The sequence below is a fragment of the Acinetobacter sp. CIP 101934 genome, from assembly GCF_000369585.1.
Classification (GTDB): domain Bacteria; phylum Pseudomonadota; class Gammaproteobacteria; order Pseudomonadales; family Moraxellaceae; genus Acinetobacter; species Acinetobacter schindleri.
In genome coordinates this window covers 2,298,745-2,320,902 of record NZ_KB850094.1, presented here as the reverse complement: position 1 = coordinate 2,320,902, position 22,158 = coordinate 2,298,745, and the positions used below count along the sequence as shown (strand labels likewise).

Annotated in this window: 21 protein-coding genes and 1 pseudogene; 12 read left to right on the top strand and 10 right to left on the bottom strand. The window is 42.5% G+C overall.

The window, feature by feature from the left end; translation table 11 throughout:
- Positions 1–174: 174 nt before the first annotated feature.
- Positions 175–1,557, bottom strand: a complete 1,383-nt coding sequence (gene ahcY / locus F899_RS11380) for an adenosylhomocysteinase (RefSeq protein WP_004814998.1) — start codon at positions 1,555–1,557, stop codon at positions 175–177.
- 227 nt (positions 1,558–1,784) lie between these two features.
- On the opposite strand from ahcY, the gene F899_RS11375 reads away from it, so the two are divergent.
- Positions 1,785–2,822 (top strand): DUF4917 family protein, encoded by a 1,038-nt coding sequence (locus tag F899_RS11375; protein WP_004892078.1) that lies wholly within the window; start codon positions 1,785–1,787, stop codon positions 2,820–2,822.
- Between the two features lie 26 nt (positions 2,823–2,848).
- On the opposite strand, the gene F899_RS11370 is transcribed toward F899_RS11375, so the two are convergent.
- The 6 genes from F899_RS11370 to radA all read right to left on the bottom strand — a co-directional run bounded on the left by F899_RS11370 (position 2,849) and on the right by radA (position 8,603).
- On the bottom strand, positions 2,849–3,373 hold the full coding sequence (locus F899_RS11370) for a tetratricopeptide repeat protein (protein WP_004815000.1): 525 nt from the start codon (positions 3,371–3,373) through the stop codon (positions 2,849–2,851).
- A 97-nt stretch (positions 3,374–3,470) separates the two neighbouring features.
- On the bottom strand, positions 3,471–3,809 hold the full coding sequence (locus F899_RS11365; RefSeq protein WP_004815002.1) for a DUF3325 domain-containing protein: 339 nt from the start codon (positions 3,807–3,809) through the stop codon (positions 3,471–3,473).
- On the bottom strand, positions 3,806–5,494 hold the full coding sequence (locus F899_RS11360; protein ID WP_004815005.1) for a PepSY-associated TM helix domain-containing protein: 1,689 nt from the start codon (positions 5,492–5,494) through the stop codon (positions 3,806–3,808). The genes F899_RS11365 and F899_RS11360 overlap by 4 nt, the downstream gene beginning before the upstream one ends.
- A gap of 1 nt (position 5,495) precedes the next feature.
- A complete protein-coding gene (locus F899_RS11355) occupies positions 5,496–5,840 on the bottom strand; it encodes a hypothetical protein (RefSeq protein WP_034425018.1) in 345 nt (114 codons plus the stop codon).
- A gap of 248 nt (positions 5,841–6,088) precedes the next feature.
- A complete protein-coding gene (locus tag F899_RS11350) occupies positions 6,089–7,096 on the bottom strand; it encodes a Tim44 domain-containing protein (protein WP_004815009.1) in 1,008 nt (335 codons plus the stop codon).
- Between the two features lie 121 nt (positions 7,097–7,217).
- Positions 7,218–8,603 (bottom strand): DNA repair protein RadA, encoded by a 1,386-nt coding sequence (gene radA / locus F899_RS11345; RefSeq protein WP_004815011.1) that lies wholly within the window; start codon positions 8,601–8,603, stop codon positions 7,218–7,220.
- Between the two features lie 187 nt (positions 8,604–8,790).
- Here radA and F899_RS11340 point away from each other — a divergent pair, with 187 nt between their 5' ends.
- Positions 8,791–9,219 carry a hypothetical protein gene (locus tag F899_RS11340; protein WP_005222850.1) on the top strand — a complete coding sequence of 143 codons (429 nt, stop codon included), beginning with the start codon at positions 8,791–8,793 and terminating at the stop codon, positions 9,217–9,219.
- 75 nt (positions 9,220–9,294) lie between these two features.
- Here the strand turns inward: F899_RS11340 and F899_RS11335 are convergent, their stop codons facing one another.
- Positions 9,295–10,641 carry an alanine/glycine:cation symporter family protein gene (locus F899_RS11335; RefSeq protein WP_004815015.1) on the bottom strand — a complete coding sequence of 449 codons (1,347 nt, stop codon included), beginning with the start codon at positions 10,639–10,641 and terminating at the stop codon, positions 9,295–9,297.
- A 322-nt stretch (positions 10,642–10,963) separates the two neighbouring features.
- Between F899_RS11335 and F899_RS11330 the strand changes: the two genes are divergently transcribed.
- The 5 genes from F899_RS11330 to xerA all read left to right on the top strand — a co-directional run bounded on the left by F899_RS11330 (position 10,964) and on the right by xerA (position 15,895).
- On the top strand, positions 10,964–12,367 hold the full coding sequence (locus tag F899_RS11330; protein WP_004815018.1) for an amino acid permease: 1,404 nt from the start codon (positions 10,964–10,966) through the stop codon (positions 12,365–12,367).
- Positions 12,368–12,498: 131 nt separating this feature from the next.
- On the top strand, positions 12,499–12,732 hold the full coding sequence (gene lptM, locus F899_RS11325) for an LPS translocon maturation chaperone LptM (protein WP_026056785.1): 234 nt from the start codon (positions 12,499–12,501) through the stop codon (positions 12,730–12,732).
- Between the two features lie 24 nt (positions 12,733–12,756).
- Positions 12,757–14,001 carry a diaminopimelate decarboxylase gene (lysA, locus tag F899_RS11320; RefSeq protein ID WP_005222848.1) on the top strand — a complete coding sequence of 415 codons (1,245 nt, stop codon included), beginning with the start codon at positions 12,757–12,759 and terminating at the stop codon, positions 13,999–14,001.
- 12 nt (positions 14,002–14,013) lie between these two features.
- Positions 14,014–14,859, top strand: coding sequence for a diaminopimelate epimerase (dapF, locus tag F899_RS11315; RefSeq protein WP_004815025.1), 846 nt, complete (start codon positions 14,014–14,016; stop codon positions 14,857–14,859).
- Between the two features lie 109 nt (positions 14,860–14,968).
- A complete protein-coding gene (xerA, locus tag F899_RS11310; RefSeq protein ID WP_004815027.1) occupies positions 14,969–15,895 on the top strand; it encodes a site-specific tyrosine recombinase/integron integrase in 927 nt (308 codons plus the stop codon).
- 26 nt (positions 15,896–15,921) lie between these two features.
- Here xerA and F899_RS11305 read toward each other — a convergent pair whose 3' ends face one another.
- A complete protein-coding gene (locus F899_RS11305) occupies positions 15,922–17,631 on the bottom strand; it encodes an amidase family protein (RefSeq protein ID WP_004815030.1) in 1,710 nt (569 codons plus the stop codon).
- Positions 17,632–17,951: 320 nt separating this feature from the next.
- Between F899_RS11305 and F899_RS16055 the strand changes: the two are divergent.
- Positions 17,952–18,050: pseudogene (locus F899_RS16055) on the top strand (recombinase XerC); the annotation flags it as partial.
- 197 nt (positions 18,051–18,247) lie between these two features.
- Entirely contained in the window at positions 18,248–18,628 is a 381-nt protein-coding gene (locus F899_RS11300; RefSeq protein WP_004815031.1) for a hypothetical protein, read from the top strand.
- Between the two features lie 56 nt (positions 18,629–18,684).
- Here F899_RS11300 and F899_RS11295 read toward each other — a convergent pair whose 3' ends face one another.
- Positions 18,685–19,179 carry an Lrp/AsnC family transcriptional regulator gene (locus F899_RS11295; protein ID WP_004815034.1) on the bottom strand — a complete coding sequence of 165 codons (495 nt, stop codon included), beginning with the start codon at positions 19,177–19,179 and terminating at the stop codon, positions 18,685–18,687.
- Positions 19,180–19,293: 114 nt separating this feature from the next.
- Here F899_RS11295 and F899_RS11290 point away from each other — a divergent pair, with 114 nt between their 5' ends.
- The 3 genes from F899_RS11290 to F899_RS11280 all read left to right on the top strand — a co-directional run bounded on the left by F899_RS11290 (position 19,294) and on the right by F899_RS11280 (position 22,156).
- On the top strand, positions 19,294–19,899 hold the full coding sequence (locus F899_RS11290; RefSeq protein WP_005222846.1) for a LysE family translocator: 606 nt from the start codon (positions 19,294–19,296) through the stop codon (positions 19,897–19,899).
- A gap of 553 nt (positions 19,900–20,452) precedes the next feature.
- The gene (locus F899_RS11285) at positions 20,453–21,205 is read left to right on the top strand and encodes an electron transfer flavoprotein subunit beta/FixA family protein (protein WP_004815037.1); all 753 of its coding nucleotides are present in this window, start codon (positions 20,453–20,455) and stop codon (positions 21,203–21,205) included.
- Between the two features lie 18 nt (positions 21,206–21,223).
- A complete protein-coding gene (locus F899_RS11280) occupies positions 21,224–22,156 on the top strand; it encodes an electron transfer flavoprotein subunit alpha/FixB family protein (RefSeq protein WP_005222844.1) in 933 nt (310 codons plus the stop codon).
- The last annotated feature ends 2 nt before the right edge of the window (positions 22,157–22,158 follow it).

The following is a 22,158-nucleotide window of genomic DNA, read 5'->3' as shown; positions in this document are numbered from 1 at the left end:
AAATACTTTTTATTCACCCTCTCCCTGACCTCTCCCAAAGGGAGAGGAGTATTCATTACTGAATAACACAGGGTTTTGAATCAAATTATTTACATGTCATAAATAAAACCTGAGATGTAAATGACTTGAGAGTTTCACCCTCTCCCTATGGGAGAGGGATGGGGTGAGGGCTAATTAATATTTATAAGCGTCAGACTTAAACGGACCTTCAACAGCTACACCAAGGTAATCCGCTTGTTCTTGCGTTAACTGCGTTAACACACCACCAAAGCCTGCAACCATGGCTGCCGCAACTTCTTCATCTAATTTCTTAGGAAGAAGTTCAACGCGAATCGCTGCTTGTTTTTGATCTTCAGGTAGATCAGCAAATTTCTCAGCGAATAAATGCATTTGACCCAAGACTTGGTTAGCAAATGAACCGTCCATCACACGTGAAGGGTGACCTGTTGCATTACCAAGGTTCACCAGACGACCTTCAGAAAGAAGGATCAGGTAATCATTTTCGTTTTCTGAACGATACACTTGGTGTACTTGTGGCTTAACTTCAACCCACTTGTAACCACGTAAGTAGTTGGTGTCGATTTCAGTGTCGAAGTGACCGATGTTACATACCACAGCACCTGCTTTTAATGTATCAAGCATTGCAGCATCACATACGTGGTAGTTACCCGTCGTTGTTACGATCAAGTCAGTGTTTAAAAGAAGGTCAGCATTTACGTCTTCTTTCTTACCTGTTTGCACGCCATTTTTGTATGGAGATACAACTTCGTAACCGTCCATACATGCTTGCATTGCACAGATTGGGTCGATTTCAGAAACACGTACAATCATGCCTTCTTGACGAAGCGATTGTGCAGAACCTTTACCTACGTCACCGTAACCAATGACAAGCGCACGACGACCAGATAACAACATATCTGTTGCACGTTTGATGGCATCGTTCAGTGAGTGACGGCAACCGTATTTGTTATCATTCTTAGATTTAGTTACTGAATCATTTACATTGATTGCAGGCACTTTAAGTGAACCGTCTTTCCACATTTCAAGCAGACGTTGAACACCAGTTGTTGTTTCTTCAGTAATACCGTGGATTTTCGCTAATACTTCTGGGTATTTTTCATGAACAAGTGCAGTTAAGTCACCGCCATCGTCCAGAATCATATTGGCATCCCAAGGTGTGCCGTTTACATTGATTTGTTGTTCAAGACACCACATGTATTCTTCTTCAGTTTCGCCTTTCCAGGCAAATACTGGAACACCAGACGCAGCAATGGCAGCAGCAGCGTGGTCTTGAGTTGAGAAGATGTTACAAGATGTCCAACGAACTTCAGCACCCAGTTCTACCAAAGTTTCGATAAGAACAGCTGTTTGGATTGTCATGTGGATACAACCCAAAATTTTAGCGCCAGCAAGTGGTTTAGCAGCAGAGTAACGCTTACGCAGACCCATTAGGGCTGGCATTTCAGCTTCTGCAAGTTTGATTTCTTTACGGCCGTAGTCAGCCAGTGAAATATCGGCAACTTTATAATCTGTAAATGAAGCATTAACCGCGTTCATCACGATCTCCTTATAAAAAACAATAATTGATCATTCAGTTCGCGGATGCCGTTGTTGGTCTGTCTAGAAAAAGATGGACCGATCGTCGAGCCTGGCGCTTTTACATTTCGTACCTGTAAAACGTCGCAGCATCCCTCGACTAGCGGGGTATTGTACTTGGAAATTAATTTGGTTCCAATCCGAAATTGTTTAATATCTGACTAATAAGAAAATTTTGAGATTAAACTATGACGGACAATGAAAAGTATTCAATTAAAGAATGGGTTGAAATTAAAGATAACTATAGGCATAGCAATTTAATTATTGGAAATGGTGCTAGTATTACTTTGCACTCTAAATTTGGGTTTAGCTCATTAAAAGCAGAAGCTGAGAAATTAAAACTTTTCAGTGAAGATATATCTAAACTTTTTGTTGAATTTGATACATGTGATTTTGAGCTAATCTTGAGATTAGTTTGGCATGCAAAGTTGGTAAATAAACATTTGGGAATAGTAGATCCGAAAATTGATTCAGCATATGAGAATATCAAACAAGCACTGATCGAAGTTGTTAAAGAGGTTCATTGTGAACATGCTCAAATAGTTAAGCAATTACCTATTCTTTATAAGTTTACCAAGCAATTTTCTACTATCGTTTCACTTAATTATGATCTTATTTTACATTGGATAAGAATGTATGGAAATGAAAAAAATAATGATGGTCATGTATTTAAAGATGGATTTAAGAATGAAGGGATTATATTTGATCGATGGGATTATTTGAAAACGCCATATTACAGAAGACCTTATGAAAAGGAAATTACTAGAACCTTTTATCAGCATGGTAATCTAACGTTATTTCGCTATGCAAATAAAGTTGAACGTAAAGTGAAAAGAAAGGATCAATCGGATCTATTAGAAATAATCGAAAAAAATTGGGTTGACGATAATATTCCTATTTTTGTTGCTGAAGGGACTAGTGTAAAAAAAATGGATGCAATCAGAGATAGTAATTATTTGAGTAAAGTCTTTTATGAAATTCTTCCTGAGTTTTTAGATGATGGTAAAAATCTAGTCATTTATGGTTGGGGGTTAGGAGAGCAAGAGCACCATTTAGTTAAACAAATCTTTAAAAACAAAGCTGATGGTAAAGTAGCAATTTCAGTTTTTAAAAATGATCAAGACTATTGTTATAGAGTAAAACAGCTAATAAATAAACTTAACTCAAAGATAGAAATAGAGTTTTTAACAGTGAAAGTTCAGGCTGTTGGAACAATCCATAAATAAAGCCCATCATCTGATGGGCTTCTTCTTTATTCTATTTCCTGCTCAGCTTCGTCTGCTTTTTGTGTCCAGTAATCTGCCTGTATGTCATCTGCTACCACACCCAAACCATTGGCATAGATAAAGGCAAGGTCACGCATGGCCTGAACTTCACCCCATTCAGCTGCCTGTTTCACCAGTGCAATAGATTTTTCGACATCTTTTTCAACTACATCACCACGACGATAAAAACCTGCCAGTTCTAAAGTCGCCGCTGGGTGTTTTTCGAAATTGGCTTTGCTAAGCCAGTAATAGGCTAACTCAAAGTGAGCTTTAGAATCTTCCGGGTCTTCCTCCGCAATTTCTTTGGCATAAACCGTATAACCTTCACCGAGCCAGTACATGGCTTCAACCAGACCGCCATTAGCCGCTTTCAGTGCCCATTCTTCAGCCAGGATAATGTCATCTTCATGCTCGCTGTGCATATATAGTTCGGCAAGCTCAAATTGTGCTTCGGCATTGCCTGCCAGTGCGCGGTTTGCCAGAGTGGCAGGGGGAGAAACACGCTCGGTCATGTCAAAATCTCAAAAATCTTTGCATGTAGATTAAAAGGTTCAAAATAAAAAAGCCAATCCGAAGACTGGCTTTTTTATAAAAGGAATTAAATTGAGCTTAAAATACGCAAATTAGTCCAGAAATGAAGGCAATAAGCACAAAGCCAATACTGATTATTTTAATTTTTGATTCAAAGTAAGTTAGGCTCAGACCAACTGCTAATGCTGCAAAAGTCAGACTGCCTAGCCAATAGCTGACCATATTGCTGATCGTACCGCTAAACAGGCAAAAAATTAGCGCAATGATCAGTAGTCCCCAGCCAGCAAGTGTGGCTAATCGGTTTTTGCCAGCATCCAGTTCTTTGCCAAATATCTGTTTTTGATGTTTAGACATTGAAGCAGCCAGGGCAATAAAGCCCAGTGAAGATACAGACCAGATGAATAAGAAGAACATCATACTTCAGTCTCCACAGCTGTAGTCTTGGCTTTTTTAGCAGGCAAGCCTTGGTGATTTTTCACTTTCTTAAGGGCAAGCCAGAACACAACAGCTAGTAGCCACATAGCCAGATCAAAGCTCGCAATGACCCATTGACCATTCGCTATAGTATTCCAGATTGGCTGTCCACCAGTCAGGACATTTATGACCGGAAGCAGGGCAAATAAAGCAGTTGCCAGTGCCAGCAGCTCTAACCAGGCCTGACGATGCGTCCGGATCATGGCATAGAAGAAAGTCAGCACCCATACTATAAAAAAGGTACGGATTTCCCAGTTGGCACGCATTTCCAGTTCCACCGGAATAAAACGATTGGCATAGAAGTAAGCAGCACAGGCAATAGGTAGACCGATAATTGCTGCGATATTGGTCACTTCCACCGTATGATAACCAAAGGATTTATAGCCCTGTTTCTGCTGTTGCGGTGCACGTTTCACACACCATAGAATCAGACCAGTAGCGATCATCAATGTGCCGACAATACCGGACAGGAACAATAACCAGCGCAGGGCTAGATCCACACCGCGTGCTTCATGCAGTGAAGTCACTACGTTATAGATGCCATTCGCGACTGAAGGGGTTTTTAGTTCGGTTTGATCCGGTTTGAGCGCACCGGTTACGCCGTTGAATTCCAGACTTGGGTACACGCTACGATAGGCAACACTGATACCATTCAGAGCACGTAATTCGATTTCAGCTTGGCTGGTATTTGGCCGAATAATGGTGATGGTACCAACCGGATTGTTATTCCATTCTTTGTCCGCAGCTGCCAGAACCGGTGCCAGATCGGTTAAAGGCGCTGGACGGGCAGAGGAATTTTCGTCACGAGATCGACGTGCTTCACCGCGACCTGCCATTTTACCTCGTTCGCCACGACCTGCACGAGATTCAGCTTCCTGACTATTATCTTGAACTAAAGTTTTACGCTGATCTTGGAGGAAAGCACCACGATTTTCATAAATCTGGTTTACGCCCCAAGGCATGATGGTAAATAACAGCAGCAATAAGCCACTGAATGTAATCATAATATGGAAGGGAAGTGCAAATACCGCGGTTGCATTGTGTGCATCTAGCCATGAACGTTGTCCTTTGCCTGGGCGGAAGGTAAAGAAATCCTTAAAGATTTTCTTATGGGTAATAATCCCGCTGATAATCCCCACCATCATCAGTAAAGTCGCAATCCCGACAATCCAGCGTGCCCACATACGTGGCATGCCATATAAATCAAAATGAAAACGGTACAGGAAACCACCACCACGGGTTTCGCGTGCTTCTAGTACTTCACCGGTTGCACTGTCCAAAGTAATTCGTGTGCCGCCGCGGCGTGCACGAGGATCTTCACCAGCGCCACGGATATTGAGCGTGGTATAGTTCTGACGCGCATGCGGCAGCTGAATGGCCCAGCTACCCGCATCAGGATGATTTTTCTGTAAATAGGCGAGTGCCACTCGGGTCTGTTCAATCTGGGTGGCTTGCGGAACAGACTGGTGCAACTCTGGTTTCATCCAGATAGTAATTTCATTCTGGAAAAAACTTAATGTACCTGTCAGAAAAATCGCATAAAGCAGCCAGCCCAAGATTAAACTGGCCCAAGTATGCAACCATGACATTGACTGGCGTGGACCTTCCGGTTTTGCATCTGGTCTCATCTTATTTCCCTAAAAACTGGTAAGCGATATAGAACAACCCAGCTGGAACCAAAATGCCCAGCGTCGCTTTTAGGGTTTTATTGACCATAAATACCCAGATGAAAGCCCCTGTCTGTAAAAGAAAAGCGATCATAGTGGCGGATATGGCAGCACTACTTTGATAATCACTGAAGTACTGAGCAATGACTATGGCTGCAAAAGTGGCTAAAGCATATCCGCCTAAAGCAGCAAGTATGAAACGGTAGAAAATCATAAAGCGATAAGCCGTGAGTTTGGGCTGCACTTTCTTTTTAGATCGGATGACTGGATTCGGGACAGCTAATTTTTCAGTAGCTGTAAGATCCATATGAGGACTGCTGGTCATTGAAAATACTGCTATTTAACTGTGGGAATTTCATTGATGCGAATGATAACAATTATTGTTTATATTTTAAATAACTATTTTTAAAGATCTTTTAAATGATTAAACTGAAGTGTGAGTTTAAGCAGTATAAATAGGGGGATAAATAGATTGTGAAACACAGCATGGGAACCCAATAATGAAAATAAAAACAGCGGCTCGAAGGCCGCTGTTTCATTAAAAATACTTAAGTCTTAGCTTTCTTGCTGGATACCCGCAACCAACCAGTCTTGGTTAGAACCTGCAGGTTTTACAAAGTGCCAAACTTCAGCAAATGGCTGTGGCAGACTGTTCAGGTCTTCACTTACTGTACCGGTAAAGCGTACGCTCACCACGTATTGACCATTTTCATTTGATGAATCTACAACCATGGCATTCAGGTTAGAGAACTCAGCAACGTCCTGATCCTGATTCGCCATAATGTCGTTATACATAGACTGATACAGGTCAGGGGTCAGATAACGCTGAATTTCTGAAATGTTGCTTGCCGTATTCATAGACTGAATATGGTTAAAACGCTGACGCGCAACACGCAAGAAGGCAGCAGGTTCAGTACCATCAGGAAGCTGACTACCGCTTTGAGTATAAGCAGTACCAAACGGCGCATTATTTACCGGAGCAGAACCAAATGGGGCATTATTGCCTGGTGTTTGACCACCGACATTCTGACCAAAGATATTGGTGCTATCGCCACCGCGAGGTGCAGCAGGTGCTTGACCAAATGGTGCTGACGAACCAGCACCATTGTTTGGAGCGAATGGATTGCTAGAAGTTACTTTTTTTTTTGCGCCCATCTTACGGAAAATGAAGAAGGCAACAGCTGCAGCAAGTAAGATCCAGATCCAGCCTGGGATACCACCTTGTTCTTCTTCTTGAACAGCTTCAACTTGTGCTTGAGATGCCGCGTTGTCATCTGCCAAAGCATTCGCTGCGACGGCACCAATTGCAGCACCCGCTACACCCGCAGCAACCATACCACCAACACCTGAACCAGATTTCTGCTGAGTTGCTGCACCTGCAGTCGGAGCCTGTTGTGCAGGAGCTGCCTGACGAGGTTGCTGATAAGTCTGAGTCGGCGCAGCAGAACGTTGCATACCATGGCTTTTACCACCACCGGCACGTTTTGCTTCAGCAGCTAGAGGCGCAACCAGTAATGCTGCAGTCAAGAAACCCGCGATCAAACCGCGCTGTCGAACTTCCATTCAATTTTCCTATGTAAAAAATATATTTGAACACTCTATTTATATAGGCTTTACATGGAATTTCAATCAAAAAACTGTATTTTTTTACCGAAATTCCAAACTGAGTGCTACAAATTGAATCCTACAGTTCATCACTCAAAGTCATGGCTTCACTGAGGGCTTCATGCAGACGGGCAACCGCAATAAAGCGTACGCCCGGAATTTCTTTCTGCGGGGCATTAGCACGCGGCAGGATAATATATTTAAAACCATGCTTGATGGCTTCTTTGAGACGCTCCTGACCATTAGGTACCGGACGGATTTCTCCTGATAGACCAACTTCACCAAACACAGCCAGTTGCTGCGGCAGAGCTTTACCACGGATACTCGATGCACAGGCAAGTAGAACTGCCAGATCAGAACCCGTTTCGGTAATCTTTAAACCACCGACGATATTGACATAGACATCCTGACCAGAGGTTTGTACGCCGCCATGACGATGCATTACGGCTAACAGCATATTCAGACGGTTTTGTTCCAGACCTAACGCTACACGACGCGGTTGACCATGCGCATCATCGACCAGTGCCTGAACTTCAACTAGCAGTGGACGTGTACCTTCACGGCTGATCATCACAATTGAACCGGGTATGGCTTCATCATAACGACTCAGAAAAATGGCAGACGGGTTGGAGACTTCACGCAAGCCCTTATCGGTCATGCCGAATACACCAAGTTCATTCACCGCACCAAATCGGTTTTTTACCGCACGGATCATTCGATAACGCGAATCTGACTGACCTTCAAAATATAGAACGCAGTCCACCATATGTTCCAGCACACGCGGACCTGCGAGTGCACCTTCTTTGGTGACATGACCGACAATAAACAGGGCAGTTCCGCTATTTTTGGCAAAACGGGTCAGGAGCGCTGCTGATTCACGAATCTGTGATACACCACCCGGTGCAGACTGCAAGGTTTCAGTATAAAGCGTTTGAATCGAGTCGAGGATTGCAACCGCTGGTCGTTCCTGTGCCAGTACTTCACAAATGCGTTCCACACAGGTTTCTGCCATAACTTTAAGATGTTCAGTTGGCAAGTCTAGACGCTGGGCCCGTAATGCCACCTGTGATAAAGATTCTTCACCTGTCACATAGAGCGCAGAGCTATTACCCGCGGCCATATGTGTGGCAGTTTGTAGCAGAATAGTCGATTTACCAATCCCCGGATCACCACCAATCAACACAACGGAACCTGTCACCAGACCACCACCCAGAACCCGGTCGAATTCTCCAATTCCGGTCGGCATGCGACTTTCATGTGAAACGGAAACTTTATTAAGCGTGGTAATCGCAGCGGCCTGACCAGCATAGCCGCCAATTTTAGGCTGGGCACGATGAGTCACCGCAGGTGCAATGTTGACTTCCAGCAAGCTGTTCCACTCACCACATTCAGCGCACTGACCAGACCATTTAGGATGGTCTGCACCACATTGCTCACAACGATAGACACTTTTTGCTTTAGCCATAGTTTCCGAAAAACAAGATTGGGAATAGGGCTACAGCATAGCGGTGAATGCCACTGAAAACCAAGATCTTCACCTGAAAAATTCGCTGTTTTACGTCAGCGTGTGACGTATCTGCATCTGCTACTCTACATGAGCATCAAATACACCCTATAATGACCTTAATCATCACGGGAACAGGAAACCAAACATGCCACAACATATGCAACATATTGATGCAATCGCACGTGAAAAAGACCGTGATGTATTATTTGTACATTTTGAAAATTATGAACATGTAAATGCAGATGCTGACTCCTATCACCTGCGCCAGAATCTGATGGAGTGGCTGGAGCAACGCCAAATTGCTTTTGCACCATGTATGGGGATTGAACAACCCGGTATGATTGAAAGCTATTCAGGTGATCTTTATATCGATGTGCCATTTGATGAAGCCAACCCGATCTATCAAATGCTGAGTGACTATCTGGAAGATAGCGAAGGAGAAATGAAAATTCCTGGCGTACTATTTTTTGTCTTATCTTTGGAAACTGCGCTTGAGATTAAAGCAGAGCGTGAGGAATTTCTGAATCTTAATCAAAATCATGATGACGATGAATTTTCAGGTCGTCTGAACTGATTTTGTTTAGAACACTGGGACCGTAAAAAAAAGCCACTTTTACAGTGGCTTTTTTCTTTAGGGCTTTAGATTATATTAATAAAGCTCACCAGACTTGCGTCGGGCAATAAAGTCTTTCGATTCTTTGGCAATCACACCTGAAAGCAGTAACAAGCCGATCAAGTTTGGAATCGCCATCAGACCGTTGAAAGTATCGGCAAATAGCCAGACCAGATCTAGTGTAGCTATACAGCCAATGAATACGGTAGCAATGTAAATAATGCGATAAGGCAAAACAAACTTTTCACCGAGTAGGTAAGTCGCACATTTTTCGCCGTAGTAGCTCCAGCCTAGAATAGTGGAGTAGGCAAAGAAGATAATGCCGAAAGTCACGACCCAACCACCAACGCCTGGTAACAGTTTGTCGAATACACCGATGGTCAGTACCGCACCAGTTTGACCACCAAAATCATTGCCCGCCATGATAAAGCCCATCACCAGCACAATACCGGTAATCGAACAGACAATAATGGTATCAATAAAAGTACCGGTCATCGATACCAGACCCTGACGAGCCGGGTGATCCGTTTTTGCTGCAGCGGCGGCAATCGGTGCTGAACCCATACCGGCTTCATTCGAGAATACACCACGTGCCACACCGTAGCGAATCGCTGCACCAATAGCGCCACCAACTGCTGCTTCACCGGTGAATGCATAGGTAAAGATCATTTTCAGGGCAGGGCCAACCAGCTCCAGATTGTTAAAAATAATGATCAGACCGCCCGCGACATAACCAATCGCCATGATCGGTACAATAAAGGAAGAAGCTCTGGCAATGGATTTAATCCCGCCTAGAATCACCAGTGCAGAAAAGGCTGTGATGATCACGCCTGTAATCCAGGTTTCCAGACCAAAACCATTTTCAACGGCCAGTGCTACAGTATTAGACTGCACCGAGCTGCCGATCCCGAAAGAGGCAACAGCACCAAAAAATGCGAAAATTAAGGCTAGCCATTTCCATTTCAGGCCGCGTTCGATGTAATACATCGGACCGCCAGACATTTCACCTTTCTCATTTTTTACTCGGTATTTTACCGCCAGAACGCCTTCGCCATATTTGGTCGCCATACCGAACAGGGCAGTCATCCACATCCAGAAAACGGCACCTGGGCCACCCAAGACACAGGCAGTTGCCACGCCTGCAATATTACCGGTACCAATGGTGGCAGAAAGGGCGGTCATGAGTGAGCTAAACTGGGAAATATCGCCTTCGTGGGAAGGGTGTTTGCCAAAAACCTGTTTAAAGGCCAGTGGCAACATACGGAATTGCCAGAAAAGTAATCGGAAAGTAAGGAATACACCAGTACCGACAATCAGTACCAGCATATATGGACCCCAGACCCAACCACTGAGGGTTTCCATGATGCTTTGTAAATTTTGCATAAAGTTCTTCTTATTCGTCCTGAGTATCAGTTTAAAGTTCACTTAATTTTAATCAAGCAAATGACATGCCAGACGTGCTCATCCTCAGCACTATTCACGACATTTTTATAGGTTTATTTTTTACACAGTTTCGGAACTTTTACAACAAATATGCAGGAAATTTATCCAGAGCTTCTACGACTAAAGAGAACCTATTCGTTATATAAGAAAAATAAATTAACTTTTAAGATTAAGTGGAAAATACAAATGATGCGAATTTTCTTTTTGTATTCCCCCTTTTTTGCGTTAATTTGTCGCGATTAGACATCGAAGTTGAAAAATAATGTCAGGTCATCATACTGGTTCGCCGTCCGAAAACGGCGAGCTGCAGCGTAGTTTATCCAATCGACACCTGCAGCTGATTGCGATTGGAGGTGCTATTGGTACCGGCCTGTTTATGGGCTCAGGTAAAACCATTAGTCTGGCAGGGCCTTCGATTCTGGTGATCTATATGATCATCGGTTTCATGGTATTTCTCGTGATGCGTGCATTGGGCGAGTTATTACTGTCAAATTTACAATATAAGTCATTTATCGACTTCTCTACGGATCTGATCGGACCATGGGCAGGCTATTTTGTCGGCTGGACCTACTGGTTATGCTGGATTACGATCGGAATCGCTGACCTGTCTGCGATTATTTATTATTTACAGTTTTTTAATAATGGCCTCCCATTTACCCCAGGCGAAGGGGTATTAATCAGTATCGCTTCTATTGTCTTTATCATGGGGCTGAATCTGGCCACCGTGAAGCTCTTTGGTGAAATGGAATTCTGGTTCGCCCTGATCAAAATTATTGCGATTGTAGTACTGATTGCGGTTGGCCTGTGGATGATTTTCACCGGCTTTACCAATGATGCTGGTACGGTCGCATCCTTTGCGCACATCTGGGATCATGGTGGTTTGTTCCCAACCGGTGCCATGGGCTTCCTGGCTGGTTTCCAAATTGCGATTTTTGCCTTTGTGGGTGTTGAGCTTGTAGGTACCACGGCTGCCGAAACCAAAGACCCGGAGCGTAACCTGCCAAAAGCGGTGAACTCGATTCCGATCCGTATCATTATTTTCTATGTACTTGCTCTAGTCATTGTAATGTCTGTGACGCCATGGGATCAGATTAATCCAAGTGTTTCTCCGTTTGTGAATCTGTTTAGCCAAGCCGGTATTGCAGCTGCTGCGATCATCATGAACCTGGTGGTGTTGTCCTCGGTGATGTCATCGATGAACAGTGGGGTATTCTCGACCAGCCGTATGCTGTTCGGTCTGTCGCGTGAAGAACAGGCACCGAAAGCTTTCGGTCGTTTGAACCCGCGTGCTGTACCTGCTAATGCTCTGTATTTCTCTGCAGTCTGCTTATTATTAGGCGCGGCATTACAGTATTTTGTACCGAATACTGTTGAAGCCTTTACATTGGCGACAACATTATCAACCATCCTGTTTATCTGTGTATGGCTGATGATTATCTGGAGTTACATGATTTATTACCGTACCCGTCCAGAGCTACATGCCAAATCAGTATTTAAGCTACCAGGTGGTTTGGTGACTTGCTGGATCGTGATTATTTTCTTTGTCGGCATGATTGGTGTGCTGGCATTAGAAGATGATACTCGCCGTGCCTTGATGGTCAGTCCGATCTGGTTTGTTCTACTGATTTTGGGCTATTTAGGCTTCTATAAACAGAAACATAAATAATCCATATCAATAAAAACGTCAGCGATCTGCTGGCGTTTTTTTTTGTCTAAAGATACTCTCTAGCGTTTAACGCTTTGGTCATGGCGAATGATCGCGTTATACTCATCGAAACTATTCAATTAGGTGGTCAGATGCGCCAAGTCATTTGCTACATCAGTATCTTAGCAGCAGGTCTTGCTCTTGCAGGTTGTGGTCAGTCAGGTGCCTTGCACTTGCCAAATGATCCGGATTACGACAAGCGTGCCAAATATCTGCTCTATAAAAATACCGAAGCTGAGTCTAAAACTTCCGATGAAGAACGAGATGCCCCTGTGCAACAACAGTTTGCTGCGCCCGAAACATCAGATTCAACCATTACACCTTAACGCTTTCAAAGAAAGGATACCTTCATGAGTTTCACCCGTATTAATGGGGTATTGCATGCCGAGCAATGTTCACTGCAACAGCTGGCAGAGCAATTTGGCACACCACTCTATGTTTATTCAAAAGCGACTTTTGAAAAGCATTATCTGGACATGGATCGTGCATTTGACTTTATTGATCACCAAATCTGTTTTGCCGTGAAGTCAAACTCCAATCTTGCGGTATTGAATGTATTGGCAAAGCAAGGGGCGGGTTTTGATATCGTCACGGGCGGAGAGCTGGCACGTGTACTGAAAGCGGGTGGTGAACCTTCTAAAATCGTATTTTCGGGTCTAGGTAAATCAGAAGCGGATATCAAGAAAGCGCTAGAAGTTGGTATTGCCTGCTTTAACGTAGAATCTTATGCCGAACTGGATCGTATTCAGAAAGTTGCAGCGGAATTGGGTGTAAAAGCGCCGATCTCACTGCGTGTGAATCCAGATGTGGATGCGAAAACTCATCCCTACATTTCAACGGGTCTGAAAGAAAATAAATTCGGCATTCCATCGGATAGCGTATTTGAAACTTATCAGTATGCAGCATCTTTAGCCAACTTGAATGTCGTCGGAATTGACTGCCATATCGGTTCACAGCTGACTGAAACCCAACCTTTTGTAGATGCGCTGGATCGTGTCATCGTGATGATCGACCAGTTAAAAGAGATGGGGATCAACCTTAAACACATCGATATCGGTGGTGGTTTAGGAGTGACTTATAAAGATGAGACACCTCCATCTGTTCAAGAATATGCCAATGCGCTGCGTCCGGCTTTAGAAAAGCTGGGCCTGAAAGTCTATATGGAACCGGGCCGTAGTATTTCTGCCAATGCAGGCGTGCTACTGAGCAAAGTGGATCTGCTCAAACCGACCAATCACCGTAATTTTGCAATTATTGATGCGGCCATGAATGACCTGATTCGCCCAGCTTTATATGAAGCATGGATGGATATTCAGTCTGTGACACCGCGTAATGATGTCGAAACGAAAGAATGGGATGTGGTGGGTGCGATCTGTGAAACTGGTGATTTCCTCGGTAAAGAGCGTGAGCTTGCGATCAAGGAAAATGATGTGCTGGCAGTACTCGGTGCTGGTGCTTATGGTTTTGTGATGAGCTCGAATTACAATAGCCGTGGCCGTGCTGCTGAAGTGATGGTCGATGGTGATCAAGGACATCTGATTCGCGAACGCGAAACGATTGAATCACTGTGGGAACGTGAGCGTTTATTGCCTTAAGGAGACAGAATAATGTTACTTGAATTTACCAAGATGCATGGTCTGGGCAATGACTTTATGGTGGTTGACCTGATCAGCCAGCGTGCTTATCTGGATACCTTGACTATTCAGCGTCTGGCAAATCGCAATTTTGGTATTGGGTTTGATCAGTTACTGATTGTAGAACCACCTGATGTACCGAGTGCTGATTTTAAATACCGTATTTTCAATGCCGATGGTTCTGAAGTAGAACAATGCGGCAATGGCGTGCGCTGTTTTGCCCGTTTTGTGCATGAGCGTCAGCTGACGACGAAAACCAAAATCAAAGTACAGACCAAATCTGGCATTGTGGAACCTGAATTGGGCGCCAATGGTTGGGTGCGCGTCAATATGGGCTATCCAAAATTCTTGCCTCAAGAAATTCCATTCCTGGCCGATGAACCGGATAACCTGTATGACATCGATCTGGCAGAGGGTGAAAAACTGACGATTGATGTAGTGAACATGGGTAATCCTCATGCAGTAACAGTCGTACCGGATGTGATTAATGCAGATGTAGCTCGTATTGGTCCACAAGTAGAATCGCATGCGCGTTTTCCGGCACGCGTCAATGCAGGCTTTATGCAGATCATTGATGAAAAGCATGCGCGTTTACGCGTATATGAGCGTGGTGTAGGTGAAACACTGGCATGCGGTACGGGTGCTTGCGCAGCCGCAGTATCTGGTATGCGCCGTGGTCTACTTGCCAACAATGTCGAGATTGAACTGGCGGGCGGCAAGTTGCAGATTGAATGGGTCGAGGGGGATGTAGTCTGGATGACTGGTCCAACCGCAACTGTTTATGAAGGTCGCTTAGACTTACGTTATTTCCAAGCTTAATTTAAAAAGCCCTGAAGAGTCAGGGCTTTTTTATATAGGCCGAATAAATTATTTTTGCATTATTTGATAGACTGATGTTTGTCGGATTCAAACAGCCAAGGAGGATAGAATGCAGCTTAATCCACAGCAATTGTTATCCATATGGCTCAAAGAACGTGAAATCCAGAACCAGTCTAAACATACTTTGCAGGCGTATGAACGTGATGTTTCGGACTTTCTGAATTTTTGTCAGCGTCATGCTTTAGCACTTGGAGATGTTGAATCAACAGATTTACGCCAGTTTATGGCGGAAAAAGTTGAACAACAGGGCCTAAGTTCCAGCAGTCTGCAGCGGCTACTTTCAGCAATTCGCCAGTTTATGAAATGGGCTGAACAGGCACAGTATGTCAGTTTTAATCCGGCAGATGATTTTCAGCTGAAAAGACAATCCAGACCTTTGCCCGGTATGGTTGATATTGAAACCATTCATCAGATTCTGGATCAGCCTGAACCTGAAGGTGAGGTGCAGCAGCAGATGTGGAAGCGTGATAAGGCAATTCTGGAACTGCTTTATTCTAGTGGGCTACGTCTGGCTGAGGTACAAGGCCTCAGAATTAAAGATATTGACTTCAACCGTCAGCTGCTTCGCATTACGGGTAAGGGGAATAAAACCCGTATCGTGCCATTTGGTTCCAAAGCCAAAGATAGTGTCATGGCGTGGTTACAGATTTATCCTCTATGGCATGGTGATTTTGTGCCAGAAGCACATGTCTTTATCACTCAGAAGGGTAATCCGCTAGGAGCAAGGCAGATTGAAAATCGGGTCAAGCTTCAGGCGCAACGGGCAGGCGTCAATGTTGACCTGCATCCGCATTTACTGCGTCACTGTTTTGCCAGTCATATGTTATCCAATAGCCGAGACTTGCGTGCAGTACAGGAAATGCTGGGACATAGTAATCTGACCACAACCCAAATTTATACTCATGTCGATTTTGATCATCTGGCGCAGATTTATGATCAGGCACACCCAAGGGCACAACATAAAAAGGAGGCTTAGCCTCCTTTTTATTTAAGTTATATAAATTAGTAAACTGCTGCACTTAATGCTGGTGTATGTGTAGGTGTAACACGAGCTGGATTTACTTTCTCAAAAGCAGTCGCAATATTGAATAATGTTGGTTCATCAAATTCACGTCCGATAAATTCGATATTAACATTTAATGGATAAGCACTACGACGCTCATAATTCACAGTTCCGGCTGGTATAGATAATGCTGGGAATCCACTGAATGGACTTAAGCGGTTGTTACTACCTGTTGTTGGGCTGCCACCTAAATTGCCAACAAATCCTGTGATTGATGGATACGCAAGTGCATCATAACGTGGACCTTTAGGCGTACCATCTAAGGTACGGTTGCCTAAAGCAGTATTTAAACGTAATCGAACATAAGGTGCACGGAAGGTAGTATTGTTGTAATAGCGATTGATAAATGTCTCACTGTTCGGATCTGTATTGTAACCTTGGAAACTAGAAATCATCTTACCGTTATTTAAAAGTTCATCATATGACTTGAAAGCAGTAGTAGCTGTAGATAAATAATCAGTTAATGCTTGCTTGAATTCTACTCCTGAAAGACTTCTAAAAGTTTCTGTGAAACCTTTATCATTCATAACAGCTGTACTTCCTATGATTGTTTTGAAATCTGAAACTTCTATTTCCTCAACAATTGCACCTTCTTCACGCATCTTTGCAGCCGCTTTAGCAATAATATCTTTAACTAGTGCACCTTCTTCACTATTTGCATAAGTATCTTTAATTAAACCAATACGTTTACCTTCTAAAGATGCTCCAGTAGGAACGTAGGTTTCTGGCGGGTTAATTAATGCACGATATGCTGTTTCTGATGCTAGTAGTGGTGCATCATGTGCAAAATCACTACGTTGGTTAGAGCTTGGTGATGAATCATAACCAACCATTGCATTGAATAATTTTGCACAATCAACCGTTTGACGACACATTGGGCCTGCTGTGTCTTGAGTAGGAGCCAGTGGAATAATTCCATCTAAGCTTAGCAGGCGAAGTGATGGGCGTAAGCCAACAAGACCTTGTACAGATGAAGGTACACGAATCGACCCACCTGTATCTGTCCCTATACCAACGGTTGCTAAGCTAGCAGAAATGGCAGCACCCGTACCTGATGATGATCCGCCTGGGCCTTTTGTTAAATCATAAACGTTTTTAGCCTGACCACCTACTGTAGACTTACCCCCAAAACCAAAAGCAAACTCATCCAGATTAGCTTTCCCGATAATTAAGCCACCCTTTTCTTTAATATTTTTAATAATATATGCATCATCAGGTGGGAAATTATCAAGTAATGCAGAAGATCCCGCAGTATTGGCCATATTTACAACATCAATATTATCTTTAGCTAAGACAGTTACGCAGTGTAAATCGCCCTTAAATTTACCATTTTTATTATAATATTCATCTAATTCGGCGGCTTCTTCTAAAGCATAAGGATTGACCGAAATAACACTGTTAAGAGTAGGGCCTTGTACATCATAAGCTTCTATTCGTTCAAGATAACTTTGCACAACATCAACACATGTTGCCCCTTTGGTTTTAATGGAGGTGTGTAAGTCCTCAATAGTTGCTTCAACTGGCTCAAATGGAACAGGTTCTACCTGTGGGGCAAAATTAGCAGCTTTTTTTGAATCATTGTCGTCATTACATGCAGTGAGTAATGCTGTAAGAGAGATACATAAGAGCGTTTTAGATACTGTATGCATTTAATTATTCACCTGGTTATAGAAAAGTACCAGGGATGAATTGCAAATCATGTGCCACTATTTATGTAAATAAGAAAGTAGATAAAATAAGACTTTTAAATAAATTAACTATTTAGACAAATGAAGAAGTTGCTTGAAACTAGTGCAATTTAAAGTAATATTGGCGATAAATGTAACAAAATAGAGATATTACTAAATATTATAAATGTTGGTTCTATATGATTTGCATTGCTCAATAAAGAAAAATATTCTTAGATTTTATTGAAAAAGAGATAGCTAGAATGAGCTGAATGATTGGTTGAAGAATATAGTAATCTAAAACCGTTCGGATTTATATCCATATCAATTTTGATCATCTAGCGCAGATTTATGATCAGGTGCATCCACGGGCACAACATAAACCTGAAAATCTTAAATAATCATTATTAAAAATATAGGTTGGCATAAAAATTTCATAAAGAATATTTATGCTGAGAGAAATAGAATGACCATGCAGATTATTTCACCATGGTCTTATTCGCGAAAAGCTAAAATTCAGGTATAACAAAAGAACAGAATTTAAGCTGAAAAATAGGGTATGGCTGAAAAGAATTCAGCCTGACAGGACTGGAAGTATATGGGCACAGAAATTATTGTAGATATACAACAAAAATATGATCGGTTAAGCGAAGCACAAAAAGAAATTTTTGCAGGTTATGGTCTGCGCCAGATCAAACATTTTGTGGAAATCAGTCTACCAAATATTGAAACATCTTTACCCGAAGGTGCTCATGTGCAGGGAATTAATACAGATGGTAAGGTTCAAGCCTATAATCCTGATAGCCATGAATACTATATCTGGATTTCAGACTTGCAATGGCAAGCGACTACTCGTGCGACCCAGGCAGTGGACTTAAAAGAAGATGCCATCGAAATCTGGAAGATCTTCGATTTAAAATCTTATGAACTGATTGACCTCAGTCATGTGCACCGTGACTTTCTGGACAGTCGTGTCTAAAACTGATCTTCAGTAAAAAAAGGACGATATCAATCGTCCTTTTTATTTGACCAATATTAAAGATCATCTAAAGGTAGTTGAAAACTCTGCTTGATAATCTGACTCGGTAAATCAGTTTTGACGCTGGTAATCCCATTCTTTTTAGTTAAATGCGTGGACTGGAATTTACGATAACTTTCCAGATCGGGCACCACCACTTTGAGCATTGCATCACATTCACCCAAAATGATATAGCACTCCATTACTTGGGGCAGTTCTTTCATGGCTTCAATAAAGGTGTCAATCGTTTCAGCATCCTGACCCACTAGCCAGATACGAGAAAATAAAATCAGCTGGAAACCAATCTTCTGCTGGTCCACGATCGTGGTATAGCTCTGGATTACCCCCGCATCTTCAAGCAGTTTTACCCGACGCAAACACGAAGAAGGCGAAAGACCAATTTCACGTGCCAGATCGTTATTCTGAATCCGGCCATTGGCTTGCAAGTGTTGAATGATATTTTTGTCAATACGATCGAGTTTTACTCGAATAGACTTGGAAGATATCTTCATAAAATAGAATAATATTCTAAAAATAATGCATATTATAAAATAAATTGAAAGCCTATTTTGTAAAAAATCGCAGATACTAATTTCACTTTCCGACATGTACAGAGGAACAAGGAAATGTCTGTATTTGCACTTTTTGCACTGACCGTGCTTCCCCTTATTTTTACACCTGGACCAGATATGCTATTTATCCTGTCTCAAGTGATGGGTAAAGATGCAAAAGCAGGCATGATGGCGACTATAGGGGTATGTTGCGGTTATCTGGTGCATTCGATTCTGGTGGCGTTAGGAATTGCAGCAATTATTGTGTCTTTTCCAGTGCTGTTTGAAACCATTCGCTGGTTAGGAATTGCTTATCTGTTATTTCTGGCATTTAGTCTGGTGAAATCGGTATTCAGCAAAAATACGCTGACCATTGAAAAGAAATCATCCAGCAATCCAGTAAAAAAAGGGTTCATTACTGCGTTACTGAATCCGAAAGGCATGCTGATTTACTTTGCAATCCTGCCGCAGTTTATAGATAAAAGCGGGAATACGGTGAGCCAGGGTTTAATTCTGTCCTTTATCTTTATTGCCATGATCTTTGTGGTGTATTGTGCCTTAAGCCTTTTATTTGCCCGACTTACCCGTTCGGCTCAGATTGATGAACGTAAGCAAAAGTGGATTGATGGGACTTCAGGTGGTTTATTGGCACTCGCTGCTTCATGGCTAATCATTAATTAATGAGCTATAAAATTCACCAATGTTCATCAAATAAGTCATAAATTCATTTTAAAAATTTAAAAGCACGTGATCACAGCGTGCTTTTTTTAATATATTTCCTTATAAAAATTATTTTCTGCTATTTCATTGATCTATTTATAAGAGGGAATTTTGACCAAATCTGGAAAAATGAACCGAACCCATCACCATATGTCATAAATGACAGATTTAGATAGGAGTAATTTGTATTCTTTATAATAATAGTGACAAGAAATGAAATTAAATTTTATAAAATAGATCAAATCTTTTGATGTGCATAATCAAATAAAAAGATACTAAAAATCAATAGTTAAATTTTAAATAAAATGATGGGAATTTGTTCTGTATAAATGTCAAATCTTGAAATGTGAACGCGACGTTCAAGGAAAATTACGCATTTTTACACCCTATTGGTGAATTGTGACTTGACCGAAATGCCGAACGCATTGCAAGATAGGGCACCTAAAAAAATTTAAGTGAAGAGTTATTATAACTTTTCTAAATATTTACATTTGCTAAAACAGCCGAGGATTACATGAAGGCTCTTGTTGCTGTAAAACGTGTGGTTGATGCCAACGTTAAGGTTCGCGTTAAGCCGGACAACAGTGGTGTTGACTTAACAAACGTTAAAATGTCAATTAACCCATTCTGTGAAATCGCAGTGGAAGAAGCGGTTCGTTTAAAAGAAAAAGGAACTGTTTCAGAAATCGTTGTTGTTTCTATTGGTCCTAAAGAAGCTCAAGAACAAATCCGTTCTTCTATGGCTCTTGGTGCTGACCGCGGTATCCTGGTTGAAGCTGATGACAGCCAATTAGGTGCGTTAGAAGTAGCGAAAATTCTTAAAGGCGTTGTTGAAGCTGAACAACCGCAATTAATCCTTCTTGGTAAGCAAGCGATTGATGATGACTCTAACCAGGTTGGTCAGATGCTTGGTGCACTTCTAGGTGCAGGCCAGGGTACTTTTGCTTCTGAAGTGAAAGTTGAAGGCGACAAAGTACAAGTGACTCGTGAAATCGATGGTGGTTTACAAACTGTTGAATTGAACTTGCCAGCAATCATTACCACTGACTTACGTTTGAACGAGCCACGTTATGCTGCTCTTCCAAACATCATGAAAGCGCGTAAAAAACCGCTGGATACTAAGTCACCTGCAGATTTCGGTGTAACCACTACAACTAAACTGAAAACAGTAAAAGTTGAATCTCCTGCAGAGCGTAAAGCTGGTGTACAAGTGAAGTCTGTAGACGAACTTGTAGAAAAATTGAAAAACGAAGCGAAAGTGATCTAATACAGAAGGATAAAAATCATGAGTATTTTAGTTATCGCTGAGCACGACAACAAAGCATTAAACGCTGCTACTTTAAACGTTGTTGCTGCGGCGCAAAAAATCGGTGGTGATATCACTGTATTGGTTGCTGGTTCTGGCGCTCAAGCAGTTGCTGACCAAGCGGCTAAAGTTGCTGGCGTAAGCAAAGTATTGCTTGCGGATGATGCTGCTTATGCAAACCAGTTGGCTGAAAATGTAGCGAAACTGGTTGCTGAATTGGGCAAAGGCTATAGCCATATTCTTGCAGCTTCTACCACGACTGGTAAAAACATCCTGCCACGTGCAGCTGCATTACTAGACGTAAGCATGATCACAGACATCATTGCTGTTGATTCTGCAAACACATTCAAACGTCCGATCTATGCAGGTAACGCGATTGCAACTGTAGAATCTTCTGAATCAGTAATTGTTGCAACTGTTCGTGGTACTGCATTCGATCCAGTTGCTGCTGAAGGTGGTTCTGCTGCTGTTGAAGCTGCTACAGCGACTGGTGATGCTGGTATTTCTAAGTTCATTAACGAAGAAATCGTTAAATCTGAACGTCCAGAATTAACAGCTGCTCGTATCGTTGTTTCTGGTGGTCGTGGTGTGGGTTCTGGTGAGAACTATCACAAAATCCTTGATCCACTTGCAGACAAACTGGGTGCAGCTCAAGGTGCATCTCGTGCGGCTGTTGACGCAGGCTTCGTTCCTAACGATATGCAGGTTGGTCAAACCGGTAAGATCGTTGCGCCTGACCTGTACATCGCTGTAGGTATCTCTGGTGCGATCCAGCACTTGGCAGGTATGAAAGAATCTAAAGTGATCGTTGCGATCAACAAGGACGAAGAAGCACCAATCAATGCAGTTGCTGACTACTGGTTAGTAGGTGACTTGAACACTGTTATTCCAGAATTAGTATCTAAAATCTAATT

Coding starts and splice junctions, on each gene's coding strand:
- F899_RS11290 (WP_005222846.1), top strand. CDS start 19,294: ATGTCTGTATTTGCACTTTTTGCACTGACCGTGCTTCCCCTTATTTTT.
- F899_RS11335 (WP_004815015.1), bottom strand. CDS start 10,641: ATGCAAAATTTACAAAGCATCATGGAAACCCTCAGTGGTTGGGTCTGG.
- F899_RS11365 (WP_004815002.1), bottom strand. CDS start 3,809: ATGATGTTCTTCTTATTCATCTGGTCTGTATCTTCACTGGGCTTTATT.
- F899_RS11330 (WP_004815018.1), top strand. CDS start 10,964: ATGTCAGGTCATCATACTGGTTCGCCGTCCGAAAACGGCGAGCTGCAG.
- F899_RS11355 (WP_034425018.1), bottom strand. CDS start 5,840: ATGGATCTTACAGCTACTGAAAAATTAGCTGTCCCGAATCCAGTCATC.
- F899_RS11370 (WP_004815000.1), bottom strand. CDS start 3,373: ATGACCGAGCGTGTTTCTCCCCCTGCCACTCTGGCAAACCGCGCACTG.
- F899_RS11280 (WP_005222844.1), top strand. CDS start 21,224: ATGAGTATTTTAGTTATCGCTGAGCACGACAACAAAGCATTAAACGCT.
- xerA (WP_004815027.1), top strand. CDS start 14,969: ATGCAGCTTAATCCACAGCAATTGTTATCCATATGGCTCAAAGAACGT.
- F899_RS11340 (WP_005222850.1), top strand. CDS start 8,791: ATGCCACAACATATGCAACATATTGATGCAATCGCACGTGAAAAAGAC.
- lysA (WP_005222848.1), top strand. CDS start 12,757: ATGAGTTTCACCCGTATTAATGGGGTATTGCATGCCGAGCAATGTTCA.
- radA (WP_004815011.1), bottom strand. CDS start 8,603: ATGGCTAAAGCAAAAAGTGTCTATCGTTGTGAGCAATGTGGTGCAGAC.
- lptM (WP_026056785.1), top strand. CDS start 12,499: ATGCGCCAAGTCATTTGCTACATCAGTATCTTAGCAGCAGGTCTTGCT.
- F899_RS11360 (WP_004815005.1), bottom strand. CDS start 5,494: ATGAGACCAGATGCAAAACCGGAAGGTCCACGCCAGTCAATGTCATGG.
- ahcY (WP_004814998.1), bottom strand. CDS start 1,557: ATGAACGCGGTTAATGCTTCATTTACAGATTATAAAGTTGCCGATATT.
- F899_RS11295 (WP_004815034.1), bottom strand. CDS start 19,179: ATGAAGATATCTTCCAAGTCTATTCGAGTAAAACTCGATCGTATTGAC.
- F899_RS11375 (WP_004892078.1), top strand. CDS start 1,785: ATGACGGACAATGAAAAGTATTCAATTAAAGAATGGGTTGAAATTAAA.
- dapF (WP_004815025.1), top strand. CDS start 14,014: ATGTTACTTGAATTTACCAAGATGCATGGTCTGGGCAATGACTTTATG.
- F899_RS11300 (WP_004815031.1), top strand. CDS start 18,248: ATGGGCACAGAAATTATTGTAGATATACAACAAAAATATGATCGGTTA.
- F899_RS11350 (WP_004815009.1), bottom strand. CDS start 7,096: ATGGAAGTTCGACAGCGCGGTTTGATCGCGGGTTTCTTGACTGCAGCA.
- F899_RS11285 (WP_004815037.1), top strand. CDS start 20,453: ATGAAGGCTCTTGTTGCTGTAAAACGTGTGGTTGATGCCAACGTTAAG.
- F899_RS11305 (WP_004815030.1), bottom strand. CDS start 17,631: ATGCATACAGTATCTAAAACGCTCTTATGTATCTCTCTTACAGCATTA.